20 protein-coding genes and 6 pseudogenes are annotated in these 24,489 nt (G+C 47.5%); 2 read left to right on the top strand and 24 right to left on the bottom strand.

The annotated features are described in order from the left end of the window. Nucleotides 1-5: 5 nt before the first annotated feature. The 17 genes and pseudogenes from paaB to BXP28_RS09270 all read right to left on the bottom strand — a co-directional run bounded on the left by paaB (nucleotide 6) and on the right by BXP28_RS09270 (nucleotide 14,720). Nucleotides 6-347: a 1,2-phenylacetyl-CoA epoxidase subunit PaaB gene (gene paaB, locus BXP28_RS09200; RefSeq protein ID WP_023483835.1), complete on the bottom strand. Its 342-nt coding sequence runs from the start codon at nucleotides 345-347 to the stop codon at nucleotides 6-8. Further along, complete coding sequence (gene paaA / locus BXP28_RS09205) at nucleotides 344-1,330, bottom strand: 1,2-phenylacetyl-CoA epoxidase subunit PaaA (RefSeq protein WP_036656437.1); 987 nt, start codon at nucleotides 1,328-1,330, stop codon at nucleotides 344-346. Before paaA ends, paaB begins: the two co-directional genes overlap by 4 nt. Continuing rightward, nucleotides 1,323-2,765 (bottom strand): dihydrolipoyl dehydrogenase, encoded by a 1,443-nt coding sequence (lpdA, locus tag BXP28_RS09210; protein ID WP_023483833.1) that lies wholly within the window; start codon nucleotides 2,763-2,765, stop codon nucleotides 1,323-1,325. Before lpdA ends, paaA begins: the two co-directional genes overlap by 8 nt. Then, complete coding sequence (locus tag BXP28_RS09215; RefSeq protein WP_036656434.1) at nucleotides 2,766-4,097, bottom strand: dihydrolipoamide acetyltransferase family protein; 1,332 nt, start codon at nucleotides 4,095-4,097, stop codon at nucleotides 2,766-2,768. Nucleotides 4,098-4,125: 28 nt separating this feature from the next. After that, entirely contained in the window at nucleotides 4,126-5,109 is a 984-nt protein-coding gene (locus BXP28_RS09220; RefSeq protein ID WP_036656433.1) for an alpha-ketoacid dehydrogenase subunit beta, read from the bottom strand. Continuing rightward, nucleotides 5,106-6,199: pseudogene (gene pdhA / locus BXP28_RS09225) on the bottom strand (pyruvate dehydrogenase (acetyl-transferring) E1 component subunit alpha). Before pdhA ends, BXP28_RS09220 begins: the two are co-directional and overlap by 4 nt. 89 nt (nucleotides 6,200-6,288) lie before the next feature. Further along, nucleotides 6,289-7,101 (bottom strand): annotated as a pseudogene (locus BXP28_RS09230) (ABC transporter ATP-binding protein). Further along, nucleotides 7,088-7,246 (bottom strand): hypothetical protein, encoded by a 159-nt coding sequence (locus BXP28_RS25550; RefSeq protein WP_155116277.1) that lies wholly within the window; start codon nucleotides 7,244-7,246, stop codon nucleotides 7,088-7,090. The pseudogene BXP28_RS09230 and the gene BXP28_RS25550 overlap by 14 nt, the downstream one beginning before the upstream one ends. Nucleotides 7,247-7,263: 17 nt before the next feature. Continuing rightward, nucleotides 7,264-7,778 (bottom strand): annotated as a pseudogene (locus tag BXP28_RS09235) (ABC transporter permease); the annotation flags it as partial. A 78-nt stretch (nucleotides 7,779-7,856) separates the two neighbouring features. Beyond that, nucleotides 7,857-8,132 carry an ABC transporter substrate binding protein gene (locus BXP28_RS25060; RefSeq protein WP_309564044.1) on the bottom strand — a complete coding sequence of 92 codons (276 nt, stop codon included), beginning with the start codon at nucleotides 8,130-8,132 and terminating at the stop codon, nucleotides 7,857-7,859. Further along, nucleotides 8,129-8,863, bottom strand: coding sequence for an ABC transporter substrate-binding protein (locus BXP28_RS25555; RefSeq protein ID WP_420898944.1), 735 nt, complete (start codon nucleotides 8,861-8,863; stop codon nucleotides 8,129-8,131). Before BXP28_RS25555 ends, BXP28_RS25060 begins: the two co-directional genes overlap by 4 nt. A 927-nt stretch (nucleotides 8,864-9,790) precedes the next feature. Next, entirely contained in the window at nucleotides 9,791-10,018 is a 228-nt protein-coding gene (locus BXP28_RS22690; RefSeq protein WP_152532845.1) for a hypothetical protein, read from the bottom strand. Between the two features lie 213 nt (nucleotides 10,019-10,231). Continuing rightward, nucleotides 10,232-10,693, bottom strand: coding sequence for an RNA-guided endonuclease InsQ/TnpB family protein (locus BXP28_RS09245; RefSeq protein WP_051428025.1), 462 nt, complete (start codon nucleotides 10,691-10,693; stop codon nucleotides 10,232-10,234). A 369-nt stretch (nucleotides 10,694-11,062) separates the two neighbouring features. After that, nucleotides 11,063-11,260 (bottom strand): annotated as a pseudogene (locus tag BXP28_RS09255) (RNA polymerase subunit sigma-70); the annotation flags it as partial. 229 nt (nucleotides 11,261-11,489) lie between these two features. After that, complete coding sequence (locus BXP28_RS09260; protein WP_051428024.1) at nucleotides 11,490-11,939, bottom strand: GtrA family protein; 450 nt, start codon at nucleotides 11,937-11,939, stop codon at nucleotides 11,490-11,492. 53 nt (nucleotides 11,940-11,992) lie between these two features. Beyond that, on the bottom strand, nucleotides 11,993-13,255 hold the full coding sequence (locus tag BXP28_RS09265) for an MFS transporter (RefSeq protein WP_158225786.1): 1,263 nt from the start codon (nucleotides 13,253-13,255) through the stop codon (nucleotides 11,993-11,995). Nucleotides 13,256-13,991: 736 nt separating this feature from the next. After that, entirely contained in the window at nucleotides 13,992-14,720 is a 729-nt protein-coding gene (locus BXP28_RS09270; RefSeq protein WP_023483822.1) for an NAD-dependent protein deacylase, read from the bottom strand. A 186-nt stretch (nucleotides 14,721-14,906) separates the two neighbouring features. On the opposite strand from BXP28_RS09270, the pseudogene BXP28_RS09275 reads away from it, so the two are divergent. Beyond that, nucleotides 14,907-15,862: pseudogene (locus BXP28_RS09275) on the top strand (MFS transporter). 146 nt (nucleotides 15,863-16,008) lie between these two features. Here the strand turns inward: BXP28_RS09275 and nrdG are convergent. The 5 genes and pseudogenes from nrdG to BXP28_RS09300 all read right to left on the bottom strand — a co-directional run bounded on the left by nrdG (nucleotide 16,009) and on the right by BXP28_RS09300 (nucleotide 21,944). Continuing rightward, nucleotides 16,009-16,512, bottom strand: coding sequence for an anaerobic ribonucleoside-triphosphate reductase activating protein (gene nrdG / locus BXP28_RS09280; protein WP_046655039.1), 504 nt, complete (start codon nucleotides 16,510-16,512; stop codon nucleotides 16,009-16,011). Next, nucleotides 16,461-18,322 (bottom strand): annotated as a pseudogene (locus tag BXP28_RS09285) (anaerobic ribonucleoside triphosphate reductase). The gene nrdG and the pseudogene BXP28_RS09285 overlap by 52 nt, the downstream one beginning before the upstream one ends. 293 nt (nucleotides 18,323-18,615) lie before the next feature. Then, nucleotides 18,616-20,079: a nicotinate phosphoribosyltransferase gene (locus BXP28_RS09290; protein ID WP_077585018.1), complete on the bottom strand. Its 1,464-nt coding sequence runs from the start codon at nucleotides 20,077-20,079 to the stop codon at nucleotides 18,616-18,618. Nucleotides 20,080-20,162: 83 nt separating this feature from the next. Next, entirely contained in the window at nucleotides 20,163-21,083 is a 921-nt protein-coding gene (locus BXP28_RS09295; protein WP_036656425.1) for a cysteine hydrolase family protein, read from the bottom strand. Nucleotides 21,084-21,278: 195 nt separating this feature from the next. Then, nucleotides 21,279-21,944: a YjgB family protein gene (locus BXP28_RS09300; RefSeq protein WP_051428023.1), complete on the bottom strand. Its 666-nt coding sequence runs from the start codon at nucleotides 21,942-21,944 to the stop codon at nucleotides 21,279-21,281. Between the two features lie 340 nt (nucleotides 21,945-22,284). Here BXP28_RS09300 and sda point away from each other — a divergent pair, with 340 nt between their 5' ends. Further along, a complete protein-coding gene (gene sda, locus BXP28_RS09305) occupies nucleotides 22,285-22,428 on the top strand; it encodes a sporulation histidine kinase inhibitor Sda (RefSeq protein ID WP_024093490.1) in 144 nt (47 codons plus the stop codon). Between the two features lie 115 nt (nucleotides 22,429-22,543). Here sda and nagZ read toward each other — a convergent pair whose 3' ends face one another. Both nagZ and BXP28_RS09315 read right to left on the bottom strand, forming a co-directional pair. Beyond that, nucleotides 22,544-24,154, bottom strand: a complete 1,611-nt coding sequence (nagZ, locus tag BXP28_RS09310; protein ID WP_023483814.1) for a beta-N-acetylhexosaminidase — start codon at nucleotides 24,152-24,154, stop codon at nucleotides 22,544-22,546. Continuing rightward, entirely contained in the window at nucleotides 24,141-24,455 is a 315-nt protein-coding gene (locus tag BXP28_RS09315; protein WP_023483813.1) for a helix-turn-helix transcriptional regulator, read from the bottom strand. The genes nagZ and BXP28_RS09315 overlap by 14 nt, the downstream gene beginning before the upstream one ends. Nucleotides 24,456-24,489 lie beyond the last annotated feature (34 nt).

Genomic DNA, 24,489 nt, shown 5'->3' on the forward strand with positions numbered 1-24,489 from the left:
CTAGCCTAGACCCCTTTCTGCTCCATAACCATTTTGTTCTCATACGCTTCTTTGTGCCGGCGCCATTTGGATTGTACATTGCCGTATCCTCTTGTCTCACGGTAGCTTTTATTGTCCAAACGCTCCAGGCTCTTGCGCTCTTCGGGGGATAATCCGTGAATGTCCTCGCGGTTTATAACCCAGATATTGCTGCAGGATTCACGGCGCATAAAGTTTTCCCGCGCCATCAGCAGCGCGGCTTCATGGTTCGGGGCAAGCAAGCTGAACTGGTGTACAAAGCCAGAACCCGGATTTTTCTGACTGAACACCTCATATACGGAAAACTGTTTTTCATGTGCGCTGTTCATGATCTTCCTCCTGCCGCATATTGTGTGCGTGGTATAGCCAGCATTGCATCACGCACCCACTTTGCCTCTTCGTAAGATGTCCTTCGCAGCCGCAGCCGCTGCGCTGAACAGGGCCCGTTCCCCTGCACAATCTGCACGAACTCCTCCCAGTCCGGCTGCTGATAATGCCAAATCCCCTTTGCTTCGTCATAACGGATTGTATCGTCCGGAAGAGTTAAGCCAAGATGATAAATGCGTTTTACATATTTATGAAAAAAAGCCTGCCGCAATTCTTCATTCGTCTGCGAGCGAATTTTGTAGCGCATGTTCAACTGCTGATTGCTGGAGATGGTGCCACCTTCCGGCGGGCCGAAGAACATCAGCAGAGAAGGCCACCAGCGATTTACGGCATCTTGCAGCATTTGCCGTTGTGCCGGAGTCCCTTCGGCCAGCTCAAGCACAATGCTTTCTCCATGCTGGGCATGGAACTTCTCTTCGGCGCAAATGCGTTGGAGAGCGCGGGCATAAGGCGCATAGGAGGTGTCCAGTGACATTGTCTGAGTAATAATAGCCGCTCCGTCCACAAGCCAGGCTATAACACCGGCATCCGCCCACGTGGGAGCCTCCATATGAAAAACGTTGTGAAATTTCAGCCTGCCTAAGAATAGAGCCTGCAGCAGATTTTCCCGATTTTTGCCAAGCGGTGCCATGAGGTCCTCCGCAACACGGAGCAGCAGCTGTCCATGCCCCATCTCATCCTGCACCTTGGCCATAATCGCCAATTTGCGCCGCAGGGTTGGAGCTTTCGGCACCCATTCCTTCTCAGGCAGCGCTCCCATAATTTCGCTTACGCCATGCATCGATATAAGCTTAATCAGCTGGTTGCGGTAATTATCGGGCATCCAATCGTCAGCCTCTATTTTCTCTCCCCGGTCAATGCGCTCCAGGAATTCCGCCAATCGCTCATCTTCCCGCATTCTAACCGTGTCCATTCGGTTAATCATGCCCCTGCCTCCTTTCGTTAACGATGTGTATGGCATGCCCAAGGGCCGCGGCTGCAGCTTCCAGCCAGCCTTCGCTGAGTGTGGGGTGAGGATGCACCGCAAGGGCCAAGTCTTCTGCCTTAGCTGATAATTCGAGTGCCAGCACACCTTGGCTGATCAGGTTGCTGGCATCCGCACCTACCGCGTGCATGCCAAGCAGCAGATGAGAGTCCGCATCGACGACCGCTTCCGTGAAACCTTCCGTCTTCCCTGCAGCAAGCGCATACCCGTTGGCCCGGAAAGGGAACCGCCCTGTCTTCACCTTTATTCCCTGCCGTTTTGCCTCCTCACTCGTAAGCCCGACTCCGGCAACCTGCGGATCAGAGAAAATAACGTACGGAACATACGGTGAATCCATGGCGCTCGGCAATCCTCCTATCACCTCTGCGGCAACCGTCCCCTGCTTTGCGGCGCGATGGGCTAGAGCTGGGCCAGGTGTAATATCACCAATCGCGAAGATATGACTTATGTTGGTACGGCATTCTGCATCTACCTTCACATAGCCGCATTCATCCATGATTACACCTGCTTGGCTTAAACCGATCTCCTCCGTATTCGGGGTTCGCCCGATCGTCACCAGCACCTTGTCGCTGACAATGACCTCCTCTCCGTTTTGCTGTGATTCCACATGGAGTTCAACATGATCTTCATGTGCGACGGCAATGCGCACCGCCGCCGATGTCTTGATGGTAATGCCCAGCTTGTGCGCACGTCTCATAACTTCTTCAGAGAGGCCGGCATCTACGAGCGGAAGAATTCGTCCCTCCCGCTCAAGGAGCGTAACCCGGCAGCCCAGTTTGGCCAAAGCCATGCCCAATTCGATGCCGATATAGCCGCTTCCCACAATCGCCAGGCTATCGGGAAGTTGTCTCCAATCCAATACATCCGTAGAAGTCAGGATGCGCGGATTACCCGATTCCGCGAACGAAGGAAGGTATGGCCGTGAACCTGTGGCAATAATAGCCTGCCGGAATTTATAGGTTTCAAAGCCTGACTCCGTTTCCACCCCAAGGCGGTCGGCAGATAAGAAAACAGCGATTCCCTTTACGGTGGTCACACCGCTTGCGGCGCACAATTGCTTGACCCCGCTCCGCAGCCTGCCAACTATACCGGATTTCCACTCTTGCCAGGCGGGAAAATCAAAAGCAATCCTTTCTCCCTCCGCCCGAACCCCCATTTTTGCCGCTGTTTTCATGTCATAGAACAGACCGGCCGCGTGAATCAACGCTTTGGATGGAATACATCCCGAATTGAGGCAGACACCGCCCAGTTCATCTTTTTCCACCAACACGACGGATTTCCCCAGCTGTCCTAGCCGAATAGCTGCCGTATAGCCTCCCGGTCCCCCGCCAATAACAACAACATCCGTTTCTATTGCAATCTCACCGACTACCATCTAGATCATCTCCGCCCATAGCAAATCAGGATTCTCAAGCAGCTGCCTCATGCGATTGGTAAAACGGATTGCATCCGCACCGTCGATTATTCTGTGGTCGAACGATAACGCCATGTTCATCATCAGCCTAATAACCCCCTCCCTGTTTCGTACAACCATGCGCGGTTCCATCTTATGCAGTGTCAGAATGGCTGCTTCAGGATGATTGATGATCGGGGTCGCCAGTAGGCTGCCGATCGGCCCGACGTTGCTAATCGTAAAGGTGCCGCCCGTTATCTGATTCAGAGTGAGTTTTCCTTCCCATGCCTGCATCGTTAATTGGGAGATTTCTTCTGCCAATTGAAAGACCGTCTTACGGTCCGCATGCCGGATGACGGGGACGATCAATCCGTCCGGCGTATCTACCGCAATTCCAATATGATAGTAACGCTTCAGCAGGATTTCCTTTCTCTCGTCATCAAGCGAGGCATTGAAAACCGGAAATTCCTTGAGCGCGATAATCAGTGCCTTGATAAAAAACGGCAGGTAAGTCAACTTCAATTGCCGCTCAGCAGCAATCGACTGCAGACGTTCCCGCAGAGCTTGAAGCGCATCTGCTTCCAGTTCATCCACTTGCGTGACATGAGGGATAACCGTTACGGCTTTAACCATTCGTTCGGCGATTTTCAGGCGCACGCCCCTCAGCGGGATTCGCTCCTCAGCACAAGATGGCGCTTCGCTGTTCATATGAGTCGCGTTTACGAAGTTTCCCTTAGCCTCAGGGGGAGAATACAGCAGCTTGGACCCGCCAGCAGACCCGTTGTGATCTGATTCCGCCGCTTCGGATGCCAATGCCGGAACTACCGGTTCAGCAGTTTCCCTGCTATCCGCATAACGTCTCAGATCTTCTTCGGAGATGCGGCCATCCGCCCCGCTTACCGTCACCTGCTCTATATCTATTTTGAGCTGCCGTGCAAGCTGGCGAACATAAGGCGCAGCCCGTACACGTCTCGGTGTATGAACGGGAGCAAAGCTTGATTCTCCTGCCGGCGGTGAAGCGGGCGGAGATGCAGTTGCAGCCTGCTCCGCCTCCCCTGTCCTCCCCAATGTTTCGTGTTCCTCCACGTCAAGAAGAAATAGCACCTGCCCCACTTCGACCTTATCCCCTTCGGCAAACATCAGCCTTCGGACTACGCCTTTTGCCGGGGCGGTTAATTCCGCGTTCACCTTATCCGTCATCACCTCAACAATAGGCTGATCGCAATTGACCTGTTCACCTTCCTTAATTAGCCATTTGCCGATTTCTCCTTCATGAATGCCCTCTCCCACATCGGGGAGCTTGAATTCCATCATTCGCATTCTTTCCTCCTCCATAAACAGGTCAGAACCGGATCGTATCTGCGATTCCATCCTTAACCCGTTTTACCGTTGGAACGTAAAAATTTTCGAGTGAAAACTGCGGAACCGGAACATCAAATCCGGTAATTCTCTTTACCGGAGCCCGCAGGTACATTAACGCTTCCTCATTGATTAACGAAATAATTTCCGCCCCGACACCGGCCGTCTTATGCGCTTCGTGGACAATGAGAGCACGTCCGGTTTTCTGGACGGATGCGACAATCGTATCCCTATCAAGAGGATAAAGCGAACGCAAGTCGATCACTTCACATGACCAGCCGTTTTCCCGTTCCATCTGCTGTGCCGCCGTAAGCGCTACGCGCATCATGGCTCCCCACGAAATAATTGTTACATCGTTACCTTCCTGGACAATGCTTGCTTTCCCCAACGGAACACGATACATATCTTCGGGGACCTTAGTCTTGAAAGCGCGGTAGATCTGGGCAGGCTCCAGGAAAATGACCGGATCAGGATCTTCAATTGCACTGATCAACAAGCCTTTTGCATCATATGGATTGCTTGGCACGGCCACTTTAATCCCGGGCGTATGAACAAAGAATGCTTCGATACTATCCGAATGAAGCTCGGGACCGCGGATTCCTGTGCCGTAAGGTGTTCTTATGACTATAGGAACGCTGAACTGCCCCCGGGTTCGATAGCGCATCCTGGCCGCATGTGAAACAAGTTGTTCAAAGCCTGGATATATGAAGGCCAGAAACTGAATTTCAATTACAGGAAGCAAGCCGTTCAGTGCAAACCCGATAGCCGAACCGATAATGCCAGATTCGGCCAGTGGCGTGTCGAGCACCCGTTCTTCACCATACTTAACGAACAGTCCGTCTGTTGCCCGAAATACACCGCCATTGACGCCGATGTCTTCCCCCAACAGAACAACGCGATGGTCATGGGCCAGTTTTTGGTCCAGCGCTTCGGTTACCGCTTGCAATATAGTCAAACTGCGACTCATGATTCACCTTCCCTTTCCATACAAAGGCCGCTTTGTTTCTGCTGCTCGTCTATAGACCACGGCACATCAGCGAATACATGTTTGAACATATCTGCGGGCCGGGACTTGGGATAGCTCTCCGCTTCGCTAACCGCATCTTCGATCAGACCGGTAAGCCTCTCCAGCATCCGTTCCTCGTCCTTCTCGTTCCATAAGCCCCTTTTCTGAAGAAACAAACGCAAACGATGCACGGGATCTCGTTGTTCCCGCCACTCCGAGGCAAGGCGCTCCTGGTCCCGATATTTCCTCGGATCGTCACTCGTTGTATGTGCCCCGTACCGGAACGTGACTGCCTCTACCAGAGTTGGACCGCCGCCGGCCAACCCCCGCTTAATCGCTTCACGGACCGTCAGCCATACGGCAAATATGTCGTTGCCGTCTACACGTACCCCTACTATATCGTAGGCGGCCGCACGTTGGGCAATCGTCCTGGAAGCAGATTGGGCGTGAAATGGCACGCTAATTGCATAACCGTTGTTCTGGCAGAAAAAGATGGTGGCGGTTTGGTATACCCCGGCAAAGTTCAACGCCTCATGGAAATCACCTTCCGAGGTTGCTCCTTCACCAAAATAAGCAATGCTGGCCTGCTTCTCCCCCTTCAGCTTTGCGGCCCATGATGTTCCTACAGCATGCACAAGCTGAGTGGCAATCGGAACACACGGCGGCATGATTTTCAGACCTTCCGGACTGACAGAGCCTTCCATGTGCCCCATCCAATACAAAAGAACACGACTGAGCGATTGCCCATGCGTAATAGTTGCGGCGTGATCGCGATAACTGGGGAACAACCAATCTTCCGGGGAGAGTGCCATTGCGCTGCCGACTTGTGCTGCCTCCTGCCCTTCATATGGAGCATAGGTGCCGATTCTGCCTTGTCTTTGCAGATTGACTGCCTTCCGATCGAACATCCGTACGTGCATCATGTTCTCGTACATTTTTATCATCAGAGCCTCGTCAACTTCCCCCCGATTCTATGGCGAAGCTCTCCATCCGGCTTCAGAACCTGATACGGCTCCTGCAACCCGTGCAGCTTGTCATGTTTCATCGCCATTTCTTCCTTTTCCTTGACAAGCGGGGTTAAAGACTGTCCCTGACTTTGAATCATTCCTACCTCTCCCTTCTGCTTCCGTTCATCTTTGTTCAATTAGCCAAAAGCAACCGGTCGCTGGCTGCTCCCTTCAACATGGCGAACTTCTTCAATAAATCTTCGATCGTCAAGTTCTTCTTTTCCTCTTCCGTCACATCCAGAATAATTTTGACCCGCATCCATCATGATCAAACGGTTGCCCAGTTCAATGGCCTGCTGCATATTGTGGGTAACCATCAGTGTAGTAAACTTGGAACGCTCTACCACTTCCTTGGTAAGCTTCGCAATGAGCTGCGCCCGTGCCGGGTCAAGGGCCGCCGTATGTTCATCTAACAGCAGCACCTTTGGCTGTGTAAGCGTTGCCATGAGCAGACTGAGTGCCTGCCTCTCGCCCCCCGACAACAATCCCACCTTTGCTGTCAGCCGATGTTCCAGCCCAAGATGCAGGGATACCAGAAATTCACGAAAAAGCTCCTTGCGCTTCTTATTCACGCCCTTGTGCAAGGTACGCCTCTTGTCACGCGAGAAAGCGACAGCCAAGTTCTCTTCAATCGTCATCATCGGCGCTGTTCCAGGCCATCGTGTCTTGGAATACGCGCCCGATCTTTCGTGCGCGTTCTATAAAAACTTAACACGGCGTATTCTGAAAGGCCTGTCACCATCTCGCTATCAATCTCGATCGTTCCGTGATCCGGCGCCATTCCCCCGGAGATAATATTCATGAGCGTAGACTTGCCAGCTCCGTTTGAACCGATAATTGTCACGAAATCACCCGGACGAAGCTTCAGATCAATCTCATTCAAAGCCACCTTTACGTTTACTGTCCTGCGGTTAAATACCTTACGGATCCCTTTAAGTTTCAGCACGGCTTTCCCCCCTTGCCCCTTGATCAGCTGCGGTCAGCGGATCCTCCTTCGAGGTTCTTATTCTTCTGTCTTTCCAAGTATCAATCATCTGTGAAGATACTAGTGCAACTACCACAATAATGGCTGTCAGCAGCTTCAAATCCATCGGATCAAGCCCGATGCGGATACGCTCAGCCCTATTATTTTCATGTTGTCGGTATTAGCGAAAAAGCTGCGGATCATCTTCGTATTGTCGCCGGTTGCGCGAATGGCCAAGCCGATTTCTGTATCCAGAAACCAGTCAATTGCCCATTTGATTAACAAAACAAATATCCCTACGGCTGCCAAAATCGAGAGCGGCTGCACACTGGACAGGAAGAATGTAATTTTCGTGAACACTGTGTCCGCACCCAACAGCGGCGTATTCACCTTCCCATAATCCGCAAATTGATCGAATACAAGGCAATCATCGAAATGATTCCTGCCAACAATGTATTGATTTTCCCCTTCATATGAAGTATGCCGGTTACGCTGCCCGCAATACTGCCCGCCAATAACGCACACAACGTCGCGAGTATCGGGGAATACCCATTGGTAATCATGACAGCCGCTACGGCTCCGCCGGTGGCAAAGCTGCCATCGACGGTTAAGTCCGGAAAATCGAGAATCCGAAACGTCAAGTAAACGCCCAGAGCCATCAATGCGTAAATGACCCCTGCTTCAACTGAACCGTTAGCGCATATAGCACAATAGCATCCCCCTAAAATAGAACAGATTTATTTCTCAACCAGGATTGCGCCTTGCTTCATCTCTTCCGTTAACGTAATTCCTTGTTCCACCGCTGCTTTTGGATTGATCATGAGGTCAAGCTTCTCGGAGAATCGGACAGGAATGTTTGTCGGTGATACTCCCTTCAGCACCTCTTCCGCCATCTTGCCCGTCGTATAACCCAAATCGTAGTACCTAAAACCTACTGATGCAAAAGCACCCTGCCCGACGGATTCGCTAGTCTCGGAGAAGAGCGGAATATCCTTATCGTTTGCTAGCGCTATGACCGAGTTAGTACCGAAATAACAGTATTGTCCGTAGGCAAATAGATGATATCCGCTCGGCCCACCAAAGAATCGGCAGCCTGTTTCACTTCCGAACTGTTCGTGACAGTTACCTCAACAAGATCCAAACCACCGCTTTGCATCACCTGCTTGACGTTGGCCATGTTGACAACAGGGTTTTGCTCTCGGAGTTGTATATCACTCCTAGTCTTCTGGCCTCGGGAAAAAATTTCTTTATCGTTTCCATCGTCTTCTTTACTGCTTCCGGGTTCGTATCCCGCGTGCCCGTTACGTTTCCTCCCGGCTTCTCCAGACTTTGAACCAATTTGGAAGCAACAGGATCGGTTACGGCCGTGAACAGGACGGGAATGTCTTTTTGTTACTTTCGCAACCGCCAGTGTTGCAGGTGTTGCAATCGCCAAGATGAGGTCGTTTCTGTCCCCTACAAGCTTCTGCGCAATGGTCATGTTATTGTTCATGTCTCCTTGAGCATTATGCATATCCAATTGCAAATTTACATTTTCCTGGTAGCCGGCATCTTTCAGCGCCTGCAGAAATCCCGCTTTTGCCGTATCCAGTGAAGGATGCTCGGCAAACTGCGCGATTCCAATTTTGACCACTTTGTTCCCGTTTTGTTCCCCCTTTTTCTTGTCTGCCGCCGCAGGTCCTGTTCCGCACGCTGCCAGCAACAGAAAAGAACAGATGGTGAGAATCGAAAAAAATTGTTTCATCCAAGCTCGCTCCTTTACAAATTGAATCATTATTGTTTGCGCTTTCAAAATGTGTATTAAAAATATCAGCGAGTTATCTGGAAGTTCCTGCAACCATACGGGAAATCTTCGTTTGTTTTTAGTTGAAATTCAAAAAAGAAAAACGGAAGGATTTGGCGATGTTCAAATGAACAATGGTCATAATTAAGTGCGTTAATGTGTGAATTGATTTTCTGACCGGGTACGGGATGCTGATTGCATAAAGGATGTGTGAATCATGTAGAAATCATGATGGGGAATGTAAAACCATGTTTTTCTCATTGAGAGGATAGTTACGCAAAATTCATAATACGTTTTTTGTTTATTGCGTTATTTTAACGTTAAAATAACACCACGTCATATATAATGTCAATATTTGGATCAATTTGAAATTGAAAATGTGATAAAAGTTATAGACAAAACTAAAATAACAATTCTATTTTCTGCCCCATAAAAAAATAAAACCCTGCAAATGCGATAAATTGAAATGTTCTAGAAAACGGGAAATAAATAACCAAAATCGGATTTAAAAAGGCGAAAGAGACCTTGAACGGTATGAACTGTGACCCTAAAAGTGAACATTAATAAAAAGAGTCCTTGAGATTTAAGCAGCAATGAGGTAATTACTGAATTCATCAGGAGTCATGGGTCTGTCAAGATTTATGTGTAAATTCGGCAGTTCGTCAGTCCTTTCAGACATTCTCACCATAGTCAGTTTTTCAGCCGCCCGGCATATCAGTAGGCATACCTTTCTCTTTCTGAGTGGCTATAGCCTCTTTCTGCCGACTCCACCTGTCTTCGAACCCTAAGAGCTGTCACCCATAACGCACGCAGGAGTATTGACGAGATCGTTTCGGGAAACATGGTTCCGTCATTCCGATCTTTGGTTATACAGTTAGGTTAGTAGAATTAAACCCCTACATTTCCCACCAAATTGGTGGTTATAGTAGAACTTGTCGAGCGAGCCTTGTACGTGGTGAATTGGACAAGCTGACTCCAGACTGCATCCGCAATGCTCTTGGACAGGTGACGATTCTTGACCATCCCTTGCACATTGAGATGTTCAAAGGTGAAGCCGTAACGATCTACCAGTTGTCGGGAAACCTTATGTGCATGATCCTTATACTGATTCGCCACCTTTTCATGCAAATTGGCCAGAATGTGAACAGCCTTCTTTCTGCGATTAGAAACCGCGTTTCTTGCGTGTTACAGACCGTTAGGAGCTGTTTAAGACGACATTTCGTTTCTTCGCAGTTGCTTTGGTGCCTCAAACGTTGTGCTGTCTGAAGTAACTGCAAAATGCAACAAGCCAAGATCAATACCTACTTTTTCATCAGAAACAGGAAGTTGTTACGGATCTACTTCAAAAGAAAAGCAAGCGTAATATTTCCCGTTTTTAACGGTTATGGTACAGGTTTTGATCTTTCCTTGAGGCTGACGGTGCAGTTTAGTCTTTACGTCTCCAATCTTGGACAAACGAACTTTGTTACCCTTGATGGCATGTCCGCCTTGTGGGTATGTAAAAGAATCATACTGTTGCTGTGGTTTAAACCGGGGAAAGCCGGGTGTTTCCCTATGCTTAACACGGCGAAAAAATGCTTGAAAAGCCTTATCTAGTCGTTTAGCCACATCCTGAAGGACTTGAGAGTGAACCTGTTTTAAGGCAGGAATATGCTGTTTTCTTTCATTGAACGTATTGGCTTGATCGTAGTTTAAGCTCTTGCCTTCCGTCTTGTACGCAAGGATACGCTCTTCTAGGAGCCGATTGTAAAGCAAACGGCAACGTTCGAGAGTAAAGTGTATGGTTCGCATCTGCTCTCTCGTTGGGTAAAGACGGTATACGAAAGCGACACGCACCTAGTCACCTGTAATGCTCCCATTGTCAAAACACAATTTATTAAGGAGTCGCCGCTCAATATGTGCATCAAAGTTGATCGTAACATTTTATCTTCAATCGTTTCTGTAAAATCAACCATATCCGTGTACCCTTCATCCGATTCCCGTTGCGGTATCCGAAAATAAATTTCATTAAACCCTTCTTCAATGACCTCGCTTAATTCTTCAGCCTCTTCGGAACCACCTTTTATCCACTTCGATGGCTCGTCCACCCTCACCGCATGAACCGACCGCTGCAAACAAACCGCGCCGTTTCCTGACATCGTTTCGTGTTCATAATGTGTTGACAATGTGTGCTACAAGCCGCAGGTTATGCTCAATCAGCAGATTGCGGGACATCGAATTTCCCTCTGCCATTTGGCGCAGGTGTCTCTCTTCCTCCTCCTCAGTAAGAGGCTGAGGAAATGCATTGTTTTTGACATATGATACGAGCAGCATTAATTCCTTGAAAAACAAAGCAAACGCTGTAAATATGCCGGGCACGGGCGCCACCTCCTATGATTGTATAGACAAGAAATCTGATGCGGATGTTAACCCCGCTTAAAGGCAGTAAAATTACTACGGCATGGCAAGATTTTTATATGCGAAGGTTTTTATGTAGCGAGTGTTATATTGTATGCCGGGTCTGGGCGCAAAGTGCCTGTATGCCCAAATAGAGGAAATACGAAACCCTCATGTCTGCTTTGATCACAATCATGAGGGTTCTCTGAATTTATTCCCAATCATTTTGTATGTTTACGGATTCTTCATTTGTCTTGAATACCCACTGTTTATTGAGAAGGTAATTCAGCACCATGAGTACGGCTGTAACAACAGCCTTACCGATTAACATATATTCGCCGACAAAAGAATTCCATCCGTAAAGCAGTAAATAGGACAGGCACAGACAAATCAGATTTACAGCCAAAAATTTTCCTGTCTCTACAGGATTTGCCTTGTTCTTCACTTTAAACGTCCAGGATTTATTTAGCACATAACTGTTTATCATCCCGCAAGCGTAAGCAAGCGTCTGGGCAACCAGATAATGCATTCCGGCCAAACTGTATGTAAACCAGAAAATCCCCCAGTCGATCAGCGTATTCATAATTCCCACCAGGGCAAATGTCATAAAAGTTCGCAATTCCCGAAAGTTCTTCATTCGCATCCCTACTTTCTGACTCATTATAGCATAATTCACCTTTAGTGAGCCAAGTCGGTCTTTTCGTTTTCACCAACTCATGATGATAAGGTTGTATGTTCATTTACTTCATGTCGCTTTACCATGCGGGGAAGCACAAATAGAAAGTAAAGGGAAACCAACACCAGAAAACCGCCTATCCCGTAATAAATGACCTGAAGATTGATTAGCCGGGGATATAACCAGGCTATTAGAAACAAGGTCGCAGACTGGGCCAGCAGCATGGCCGGTTCGGTGAGGGCATTGACCCTTCCCATATGGGTGGGATGGATAATTTGCGGCATCCATCCTCCTATGGCGACATTGACAGGGGCAAGAAGAATGCCAATTATCAGAACAAGAATTAAGTAAACCCAGACATGTTGAATAAAAGAAAGAACGAGAACCATTAAACCAACGGATAGTAATCCCGCTATAAGAATAGTGTGCATGTTCCATTTTTTCACGAGAAGTGCTCCTCCGAAACTTCCGATAATAATCCCCACCCCCAAAAAGATAGAAAAGATTGAGGAAAATTTTTCGAATTGGTCCGGAGCAAGGTTATATTTCATCGTAAACATCGGGAGAACCGCGAACCCGCCGTTGATAAAACCAAAGATAAAAAATCCGAACAGCAGGGTCAGCAGCAGTTTGTAATGAAACACATAGCGCATCCCCTCTTTAAAGTCCCCTACAAACAAATGCCATGTTAAATCCCTTATCTTTGAAGCCCCGTTGGGCAGGGAAACCTCCCTGGGAATCTTGCAGAAACGGATCAATAGGGCGGAGATGATAAAACTGACCCCATCCAGCATAATCGCTCCCTGAATGCCCAAAGTTAAATAAGCAGCCGCCCCCAGACTCACACCAAAGATATTAAAAATGCCAAATAGTAATTGGTTCAACCCTGCAGCCTGAGCATACTGCTCCGGGGTTAAGATCCCTTGAATCATAGCCGCTTCAGCAGGTCCGAAAAATTTAGCGACTGCACTGCGGAGAAATAAGATTAAGAAGGAAAATACGACCCAGTCTTTGGCGATAGAGAGCATAAGTATAATAGTAAGTCCCGCCCTGATCCAGTCCGAATATTCCGCAATGTGTTTGCGGTGGAATCTGTCTGCCGCCATACCCACGATAAGAAATACAAACAGGGTCGGCAAAGTATACATGAGTTCCGCTATAGTCGCATAGGAAGGCTGTGAACTGAACCGGTTGAGCAAGTAAAAGGCGAAAGCCATATTACCGACCATTGTACCCAGTTGGGAAGCCATCGTCGCAATGAATAAGCGTACAAAATTTGCGTTTCTAAATAAATCCATCATAATAAGCATCCACCTTTTGTTTCGTCTTCAGACCTGAACCTCCTGAGTCAGCATTCTCTTTTTACGGATTGTGAGTCCCGTGTAGATCCGGTAAAAAAGTCCCATCCCGATGAGCCCCGTTCCGGTGATAAGGATGCCATCCAGAAACTGGGCAGCCATCCGCCAATGATGACAAAAAGCCGGCTGATCATCATTGCTCCCTTATAGACAAAACCGTATACGGGCAGGTAGGAGCTTCTGGCATGTTACGGAATAATATCGCCCATAAACGGATTCTTAGGTTACGATGAAAATCTCGAAATCTCATGTGCGTCCTCCATCGTAAGTTACCTCTGGTTGCATTATATCAGATCAAAATATTCTAATCGTCCGTTTTTAGCCACATCTAATACTCAGGCAATAGATGTATTTTTCCGTCGGCCTTAAGACGGATTATCTGTATTCGAATATAACCAGGGGAGGAGAATGAGTTTTATTGTAAAGCTGTATAGACTACCATTCAACAGAAAAAATAAATATTACAAATCATGCCTGTCATAAAAAAAGACGGGACTGTCCTATAAGTGTTCGCATGAATGATCCAGTCCCAAACTCCAAACTATAGAACCTCCAAATCCACTGACAAAGTGAAGATGGAGGTTCTTTTTTACCTGAAATTTAACTTTAAGTGGGAATCAAACATCACAAATCGACTTTTGGGACAGCCCCATATTTTTCATAATGAATCTTGATCTCGTTATATAGTCAATGCACTAAACAGTTCTCCCATCGGTTCTCTGAGCACAAGCTTCGCCAAATGATCCATATGGGTAGGTGTCCTGTTCATTAAAACCAAATTCGGCCCTGTATATGCCTGAATCAGCGAGGCAGCAGGCTGTACAGTTAAAGAAGTTCCTCCAACAATCACAACATCTGCCCGGGAAAGCTCCAAAGCTGCTTGCTCAATCACATGGAAGTCGAGGCTGTCTTCATACAGTACAACATCCGGTTTCACTATTCCCCCGCAATCCTTACATACAGGCACTTTCCCTTCCGCTTCCAGAATATGTTCAAGGCCATAAATACGGCCGCAATCCAGACAAGTGTTGAGGTGAACAGAACCATGAAGCTCCAGTACACACTTGCTTCCTGCTTTTTGATGAAGCCCGTCTATATTCTGGGTAATTATTGCGGATAGTTTGCCCGCTTCCTCCAATTTGGCTAAAGTTAGATGAGCCGCATTCGGACAAGCATCCGGATGCAACATGGCCTCATAATAAAAAGAGTAGAATTCCTCAGTATGCTTCTGAAAAAAACTTCGGCTTAACATAACCTCTGGAGGATATTCAAAATGATGCCGCTTCTGGTACAGTCCGGCGGCCGAACGAAAGTCGGGAATGCCGCTTTCCGTTGAAGTACCGGCCCCGCCAAAAAAGACGATCCGTTCTCCTTCATCGATCAAGGACTGGAATTGTGAATTTGCCATTTGTGGGTCCACTCCTTTTCTACCTCATTTTCCATATCATCATACACCTAATTTGCCCTATGGAAAATAAAAATCAACAGGATAAGACCTAACTGTATTTTTTAAACAGGAATTGCCGTAGGGCAGATAGAATAAATTTGTACAAGAAGTGAATGTTTTGTTAATTTACCAAAGGTAGGTGGATGTATGGAACAAACAGATCCGGTGGTTTCCTCGCAGCCTATTACAAGAAAAGGGATTTCCCTATTCCTGGCTACCCCGATTCTCGCTTGGGCTTTGTATGACTTTGCCAATACGATATTCTCTTCCAATATTGTGACTATCTTCTTTCCCTTCTACATGAAACAGGCCATCGGAGGAAGCGAAACACTAAACAATCTCGCCCAGACGTTTATCGCTTATACCAATGCCATCTCTCCCTTTTTTCTGGTAATTCTTTCTCCGTTGTTTGGAGTATGGATCGACCGTACCGGGAAGAAGAAAGCCTTCCTCGTTCCGTTTACGCTGCTCGCTGTTTTCAGTACAGCTATGATGGGCTTGTCCGCTTTATGGAACAGTAATAGCGCTTTATTTCAAATTCCGCTGTCTCTGGTGGGTGTTTTGCTATTCTTTATGTTCGCCAAATTTTTCTACAATAGCTCATTAATGCAACCTCCATCGTTGGTTTTTCAGACGGAAAGTTTCTTATTCTGTATTTGGTATCAACTGTAAGCAGTATCATCGGATCGTTTATTTTCGGTTTTATTACCCGCCGGATCGGTGCCAAAAAAGCAGTCAGTGTAGTAGCTGTTCTGCTAATTGCAGCGATCATTGCGGCCACCGTTTATATTTCAGAAGGTTTATTCCGGGCCGCAGGAAGCATTTATGGCATATCTATGGGAGCTATGTGGGTAACTTCCCGTACACTGATTGTCCAGCTCTCTCCTCCTGAGAAACGGGGACAGTTTTTTGGACTTTTTGCCTTCTCCGGCAAAGTATCTTCCATAGTGGGCCCGCTCCTTTACGGCTCCATTACCTACGCTCTTAAGGATTACGGCCAATTAGGCGGCCGTATTGCTCTGGGTTCGCTGATGGTTCTAGTCGCAGTCGGACTTCTGATCCATTTTAAAGTAAAGACACCTGAAACTACAGAAAATATATAATTAGCTTTTTCATCCGAAACTCCGGCCATAACTTGATGGCGTACCGCAAACGCACCGGGAATCTGCATGGGGTCTGGCCACCGCCGTGCGGAGCCCCGACGCGCGCCGGGATTCCAAACCAAAAACACGCCCCTATCATGTGGGTTTTACCATGTTCCCAGCCGATGAATACGCTGATTAGAGCTTCCCCGGAACGGGAGAGTAGGATCACGAAGTTCCAGCTCAAACCCTCCGTCTACCAGGACATCACAATAAGAGAGCAATTCCTTCATTGCAATGCTTCCCCGATCCTGAATAAATTCCAAGGTATAGCCGGTATAGGCCCATAGGTTCTTACCATTTGTTTTGAGGATTTTGGCGACGTGTCTTACCGTCTCCGCCTGATAAAACGGATCTCCACCAGACAAGGTAACCTCGTTGATCGGGTTGAGCAATGCCTGCTCTACCACTTCCCACACCTTCATCACTTTCCCGCCTTGCGGACTCCAGGAATGAGGGTTATGGCAGCCCGGACAATGATGCGGGCAGCCGCTGAAGAAAAGGACCGTACGAAGTCCTTCACCGTCTACTACACTATCATACAGAATATTAAGTATTCTTACTTGTGCTTCACCCTCTGGCGTTCCTCGGCCCGTTTCGCTGTATTCCATTTGTTCATATCACCTACCAAATATCCGGTTATCCGGCGAATTCGTTCAATTCCTTGTCCGTCAGGCTCTCCGCAGGCGGGACAAGACTGCTCAATAAGCCCGCTGTACCCGCATTTCCTGCAGCGATCAACAGGATGATTGACGGACCCGTACCCGATTCCGGATGCAGCCATCAACCGTACGATCTGATCCAATGCTTGTATGTTGGCCCGTAAGCTTCCATCCACTTCGACATACGTGATGTGGCCGGCATTGCACAGCTCGTGGTAAGGACCCTCGATCCGGATCTTGTCTGCAATCCGGATCGGGCAGTACACCGGTACATGGAACGAGTTCGTATAGTACTCCCGGTCGGTGACGCCCGTGATGATGCCGAACTCTTTACGATCCCGCCGGGTGAATTTGCCGGATAGTCCTTCAGCCGGCGTGGCAATCAGGGAAAAGTTGAGATGGTGCTGCTTCGCAGCCTGATCCATCTTCTCCCGCATAGTACGGACAATCCTCAGTCCGAGCTCCTGGGAATCAGGGGATTGTCCGTGGTGTTCACCTCGCAGGACGGTGAGTGCTTCGGCTAATCCGATAAAGCCGACACTGAGAGTCCCCTGCTTCAGCAGCTTCATCAAGTCATCCTCGGGATGTGCTGCCTCACCTCCCCGCCAGGAGCCTTGACCGTAAAGGAAAGCGAAGTCACCCGCTTTCTTGCGTGACTGATAACTAAGCCGCTCCAGGAGCTGGCGGATAGCTATATCAACATAACGGTCCAGCAAACGGAAAAACTCTTTCTCGTTAGCTGAGAGGAGGGCCATTTTAACCAGGTTAACCGAGGTAAAAGATAAATTTCCCCGCCCGATGGCCGTCTCCTCCCCATGAAGATTTCCCATAACCCGGGTTCGGCAGCCCATATAGCAAATCTCACTCTCAGGTGTACCATTATAGTACTGGGCATTAAATGGCGCATCTACAAAAGCGAAATTCGGAAAAAGACGTTTGGCTGTTGTCTCAAGTGCTAACTGGTACAGGTCATAATTGGGAGTTCCAGGCTCAAAATTAACCCCTTGCTTTACCTTGAAAATCTGAATCGGAAAGATCGGGGTCTCTCCCCTGCCGAGTCCCGCTTGGGTGGCAAGCAGAAACTGCCGGATCAGTATTCGTCCTTCCTTTGAAGTATCCATACCGTAGTTGACCGAAATAAAGGGAACCTGACCTCCCCCCGCGAATGCATGGAATTCGCATTATGGATAAACGCTTCGCATGCCTGGTATACATCCTGCTCAGTCATCCTCCATGCCTCTGCCTTATAGTTAAACGAATTATCTAGAGGAAGAGATTTCAGCAGTCTAATTTTTCTTTCAAAGGTTCTCCTTACATAAGGAGCCAGATCATAATCAAACATCGGATAGGATTGTCCGCCATGCTGCTGGTTCTGGTTAGCCTGCAGAATAATGGAAGCAAGCGCCATTGCACTTTTGATATCTTGGGGTTCGCGCATGTGCCCGTGCCCGGTATTGAATCCTCCCCGCAGCAGCTTTCCGAGAGGAATCTGGCAGCATGTAGTAGTACCTGAAGCATAAAAATCCAGATCGTGCGGATAAATGATGTTTTCCTCAATGGCTTTTTTCACCTCGGGAGAAAGAAGACGCTCCATCGCATAGTATCTGGCGCTTTCGCTGCTAATTTTCCCCATCATCCCCATTGGAGAACGTCCATCAACGTTTGCATTCTCCTGAAGGACATCCTGATCTTTCACCTGCACAATATCATCCAAAGTCTCTATCAACCTGAACACCTTACTCATTCCTCTCCTCAACATAACACTATATATAGTATGTATTTGTCATTTAGATACTATATGTATTATAAAAGACAGAGAATAATAAAGGAGTGATCTATCGCACACTGTTTCAAGTTCACCTTTAGTTGATTCTTGGTCTTGCCTTTATTTGATGCTCAGTCATCAGGGTTTGATATTTGCCCTTAAAACACTTATGTTTTTTCTGAACCAAGGGGGATAGTGAAGCCAGAAGTGGAAAAAGAGAACCTCTTCCTTCAATAAAAAATCCTTACGCCTTTTTTCAAGAAAAAGACGCAAGGATCTTCTCATTGTTAATAAAACGGATGGCCGTTTCCATCCCTATATTCCCGAAGCAGCCTCATTTTTAAATCCCAGGCTTTAATACTGAGATCAACCGGGTATTTCTCAGGATTCAATTTACGTAAATACTCCGGCCAAAACATCCTCAGCTGCTCCTTATGATAGCTTCTAATTTGTTCAATAGACGGGCATTCGTATACCTGCTCCCCTTTCAGGAAAATTGGTTTGAGTAGTCCGACCGCCTCATAATTCTCTACATATTTATAAATGTAGGGATGAACGGGATCAAACAGTTTAATCTTCCGTCCCTCCTTCACATCCTCTTCCTCCTGCAGTGTAATATAATCCGCCTCCGCTTTGCCGGTCTGACGGTTTATAATCCGGTACAGATCTTTCAACCCAGGTGTCGTTACCTTTTCCGGATTTCCCGAGATCTTGATAGTTGGAATCATGTGCCCGTTTTCTTCCCGGGCTACAATTTTATATACTCCTCCGAGCGATGGCTGGTCTGCCGCCGTTATCAGTTGGGTTCCGACCCCCCATATATCAATTCGGGAACCCTGTGCTTTCAAATCGAGAATGGTATTTTCGTCCAGGTCATTTGACGCTACAATTTTGACATAATCCAGTCCGGCTTCATCCAGCATTTTACGTGCCTGGACAGAAAGGTAGGCAAGGTCTCCGCTATCAAGGCGAATGCCGTTCATGCGTTTTCCTTTTTCCTCCATCTCTTTGGCAATCTTTATCGCGTTTGGTACGCCACTGCGGATGGTATCGTATGTGTCGACCAACAGGGTCACCTGATCCGGCAAAGCTTCAGCATATCTGCGGAAGGCCTCCTCCTCGGAATCATGGTTCTGTACCCAAGAATGGGCATGGGTTCCCTTGGCCGGAATGCCGAACAGCATCCCTGCCCGCATATTAGAGGTGGCATCGAACCCTGCAATATAAGCTGCCCTGGCTCCCCAAACAGCAGCATCTGCCTCCTGGGCGCGCCGGGAACCAAACTCCAGAAATACGTCTTCCGGGGAAACCATCCTGATACGGGATGCTTTGGTGGCAATGAGAGTCTGGTAATTCATGAAATTAAGCATTGCCGTCTCTATCAATTGGGCTTCAAATACTCTTCCTTCTACACGGATTAAAGGCTCGCTCGCAAATACCAGGCTGCCTTCTTCCACAGAATAAATATCCCCTGTAAACCGGAACTGCTTCAGTTCCTCCAAAAACCGGGGATCGTAATTTTCTTCCTGTTTGGCCAAATAAGCAAGGGATTCTTCATCAAAACGCAGAGAACGGATATAATGAATAATCCGTTCCAATCCCGCAAAAACAGCATAACCATTACCAAAAGGCAGCTTCCGGAAATAAGCCTCATAAACCACCCTCTTGTTATGCGTCCCATTTATCCAATGGGCATACATCATATTTATCTGATATTTGTCCGTATGTAGCGTCAAATGTTCGTATGACATCGTTGTCCCACCTATCCCGTTCAGCCGCTGTTCCTATGGCTGAATGCTGTCTGTATTTTAAAAAATCGATGCAAATGGCTAATTTACTGCAACCTTTTATTCATCAGTTCCTGTGCAGAACTTCTTTGAAAGCCGTAATCTTTTTGCATATGGTCAAATAAACGTTCTGTTTCCTCTTCAAAACCGGGAATGCAGCTCATGCAATCTTCCAATATGATCATTTTCTGTGTCACTTCCGGTCTGTCCGGGTAATGCTCACAGATTTGCCGGACTGATTCCAGCACGCAATGGGATTTGGCTTCACCGGCCACCCAGATTTTATCAAAATCGGGAAGCATATCAAGCAGCCCGCTGCTGTAAGCCCCGCGATCAACCTCCGGTCTGATGATACCGTACATTTCACTGTAAGGGTCTTTCCCCTTCACTAAACACGTAAGCGGAGAATGCCTTGCCACAGAATAAAATTGAAGCAAGTTGGAAAGCTGGCTTTCCAAAGCATGTCCGTCTGTTCCCTCCAGACAATGATAGGGCCATATACAAAGAGCCTTTTTGCTTGCCCGTTCCAATTCCCGTACATACTGTTCACTTTTCTTCTGATCCAGCGGATTGGAGGCGAGCCATCTTCCCTTAGCCACATCTTCAGCCGTAATTATGGTGTAGGGCTCAGGGTACTTCCCTTCCCTGTTTATCCACCAGACCGGATGGAAAATTTGGTAAGGCTGATGGGTATCCAGTGAAAAGGAGATCCGTGTTATATTTTCCATTTTTTCATAAATCAACCGGATAACTTGTTCTACATCCTTATGGGAACCAGGAACGCCCAGTTCCCCCTGTTCCATAAAGTCCCTTTGAAAATCAATAAGGAGCAAAAGGACCTTTTGTTCATTGGCCGATGACGGATCAAGCTGTTCAGATGCTGCGAGCTGCAAGACTTCGTTCAGCTTTTTTCCTTCCCGCTGTCCGATCCGTGACAGGTCCACTATCTGGCTAAGTGTTGTCTTCATCCTTACCCTCCGTATACGTAAAGGGGACACGTCCTCTCCGGACATGTCCACTCTATTCATTCTTAATCGTATTGTATCTCAGGAACCGCTGAAGTACCAGACCTGATTGCAAAATTATCGGACACTGGATTGACTGAACACGGATATATGGTCTACCCTTCCGGTATTGGGAGGGATAATGAATTTAAGCTCATACTATTCTCCCGCTTGATATACATAAATCGTATCATCATGATTTTTATCTTTATATTTACGGATATCCGTAGGTTCGCCCAATTCTTTTTTAATCATGGAAAGTGTCAGGTTTTTCAGCTTTTTCTCATAAGAGCGGACATCAAATACGACACCTGTTTCCATATTATAGCCAAAGGCAAGACTTTGTCTTCCATAAGAAGCGTAATATCCGTATCCGGCCTGGGTAAAGGAAGTTGGCTTGCCAAGCTTGGCCTCAATCTGGTCAATTTGGGTGTTTCTTGCCGTAAATTCCGACGAACGGACCTTACCCTTCCGGGCATTCTCCATAATCTCCTGCAAATAAGTCTGTTCCGAGGAAAAGATTTTTGGCTCCGGAGAAGGAGAAACCTGTTCCAGCTTGGGCTGGGGTTGTACAGTTACAGTCGGCTTGGTATCTTCCGGTGTAGAGGATACCTCTGCATCGTTCAAGCCCAAAGGTGATACTGATGCGGACGGTTCTGAAGCAGGTGAATTCTGCTCCGACGGTACTGCCGATTCAACCGGAGCCGATGTAGCAGGTACCGAAGATGAAGCGGATATCCCCAACGGCTGAGAACTACAGGATGCTAAAAGGACGATACCTGCCGAAAATACAGGCACCATAAGGTGTTTGGAGATACGTCTCAAATTATTACACTCCTTTTGTTAAAAAAAACAGTTCTTCGATTGTATTCCTACCATAACAAACAGAGTGAAAAAAAAAATAACAAACCAGTTACAAAAAAATAGTGGCTGAAACAAATTCTTAACCAAAAGTTTACCAAATTTCTTCGGATTATTACCCTTTATGGCTTATTTTCTCTCAAGTATCAACAGGAATCAAGTAATATTTCCCTTAAAGCGCTATTCTGCACAAACTTGCGCCAAATTTTGCGCACTTGCGAAATTACCTTTTCGCTGAAAACATTTTCTAAATACTGTAAAATTTAATTTAGAAAGTTTACGGATAGGAGTAAGGTGGACAAGTATGTTAGGTTATAAGAACGCTCTGCTTGTATTAAATGACCAGCAGTTAAAAGAATGCTATACGCAGGCCCTTCGGTTAAGGCTCTCTTCCGAGTTCCTGAAACAGCTCGGAGCCGAATTGAAGCGAAGAAACCTCTGCGCCTAAGACAGAAAAAACAGACCAAGGTCTTTAAGCGGTTAAGTTCCGCGAAATATTTCATTAATAACACGAAGGCTGTCCTTTTTATAAGGGACAGCCTGATTCTTATACCGTTACAAGCTTAGCAGCAGCTACCGATAGGATAATCGGCAGTTATACTAACCGGAAGACGGCCTGTAGGGGCGGTTTCACCGGTCAGTACCTTAGCCGCGGCTTGCATAGCCATTGGCCTGTTTTCATAGCAGGCAACGAATGTTTTCACTGTCGGAAGATCTTTCAGATCAAACGGGTTTCGCCCGGCAATAACGATAAACCGGTCACGGACCTCTTCCAGGCTCTTGATCAGACCGAGCTGCTGCGGGACAAAGGAAGCGTTGTAGCTGACAAAGATAATCTGTTCCGCAAGTGAAGCCGCTTCCAAAACCTTTTGCCGCTCATCATCCGTAGGCTCAGTACCAATTCGTATCTCCTGTACGTTGCCCATCCGTTCCGACAAATATGCCCCCAGGGTACCTTGTTGGGCAATCACCTCATCAATCTCCGTTCCGGTGCGCACTTCTGTCCAAACGGCCAGAGTCTTGGCCTGCTTGTCGAGCGGCAGAAGCCCTTCATCCTTTACAACTGTGATGCTGCGTTCATAAAGCCGTTCAGCAAGTTTCTGATGTTTCAAAGTTCCAACCGTCCGGCGGACACGCTCCTCCGACAAGCTGTCCCGTTCCAGTTTCAACTTTTGTTTTAACCGTAAAATGCGGTCTACTGACTCATCAATCCGTTCCTCTGTAAGACGGCCTGATTCCAACGCTTGCAAAATGGCCCCGATGGCCGCCACCTGCTTTGTAAGGGTATGGCTTACAAGCACCAGATCAACTCCTGCTTCAATGGCTTTTACCGCACCTTCAGCAACACCATAGTGATCATCAATAGCCTTCATCTCCAGACAATCCGTCGTGATGACTCCATCAAAGCCCATTTCCTCCCGAAGTAATCGGGTCATCACCTGCCTGGATAAGGTAGACGGCAGATGTTCCGGTTCCAGAGCCGGGAATATGACATGAGCGGACATCACAGCATCTGCACCGGCATTAATCGCTTTCTGAAAGGGAACCAGTTCCAGTTCTCTGAGACGCCTGGCCGGATGCGGAATAAGAGGCAGGGCATGGTGAGAATCCGCTTGTGTATCCCCGTGTCCGGGAAAGTGCTTAATGGTTGCAGCTACTCCTCCGTCCTGATACCCTTTCATTGCCTCCACTCCCAGCTTACTGACGAGTTCGGCCGTTTCCCCATAAGATCTTACTCCTATAACCGGATTGTCCGGATTATTGTTCACATCCAGACAAGGGGCGAAATTCATATTAATCCCGATCGCCCGGAGTTCCTCCGCACTGACATAAGCAGAATCATACGCTGCTTGCGGATCCCGGAGCGCACCGAGTGTCATATTCCCCGGCATCCCCACAACGCCTTCATGAGTCCGGTTTACCATTCCGCCCTCTTGGTCAATGGAAATCAACAACGGTATGCCTACTTCCTTCTCTGCCAGTTCCTGTAATTTGGAAGATAGCCGAAACACTTGGAGAGGCGTATCCAGATTCCGGCGGAAATAAATGACGTTGCCCAGCTTGTACTTTGTGATCAGCGTTTCGATCTGTTCGTCAGGAACCCGTGATTCAAATCCGCACATTACCATTTGACCGATTTTATGCTGTAAAGTCAGTTTTTCATGTTGAAGCATGATGATGATCCCTTCTTTCTGAAATTTCCATATGTTTATCCCGGTATTCAGTAGGGGCCATGCCTGTATATTTGTAGAAGACTCTTGTAAAGTACCATCTTTCGGAGTACCCCGCCCTCTTCCCGATTTGGGTTATACTTTTGTCCGTCATAACCAGTAAAGACTTCGCTAATTCCATTCTCTGTCTGGTCAAATATTCCAGGAAAGTTTCGTTATAGTGCTGTTTGAATAACAGGCTGAAGTAGCTGCAGCTGATGCCCAAATGATCTGAGATCTCTTCTACGCCAAAATCATCCGCCAAATGCTTGTGATAAAATCTTTTGCACTCAGCATCA

The sequence above is a fragment of the Paenibacillus larvae subsp. larvae genome (assembly GCF_002003265.1).
GTDB lineage: Bacteria > Bacillota > Bacilli > Paenibacillales > NBRC-103111 > Paenibacillus_H > Paenibacillus_H larvae.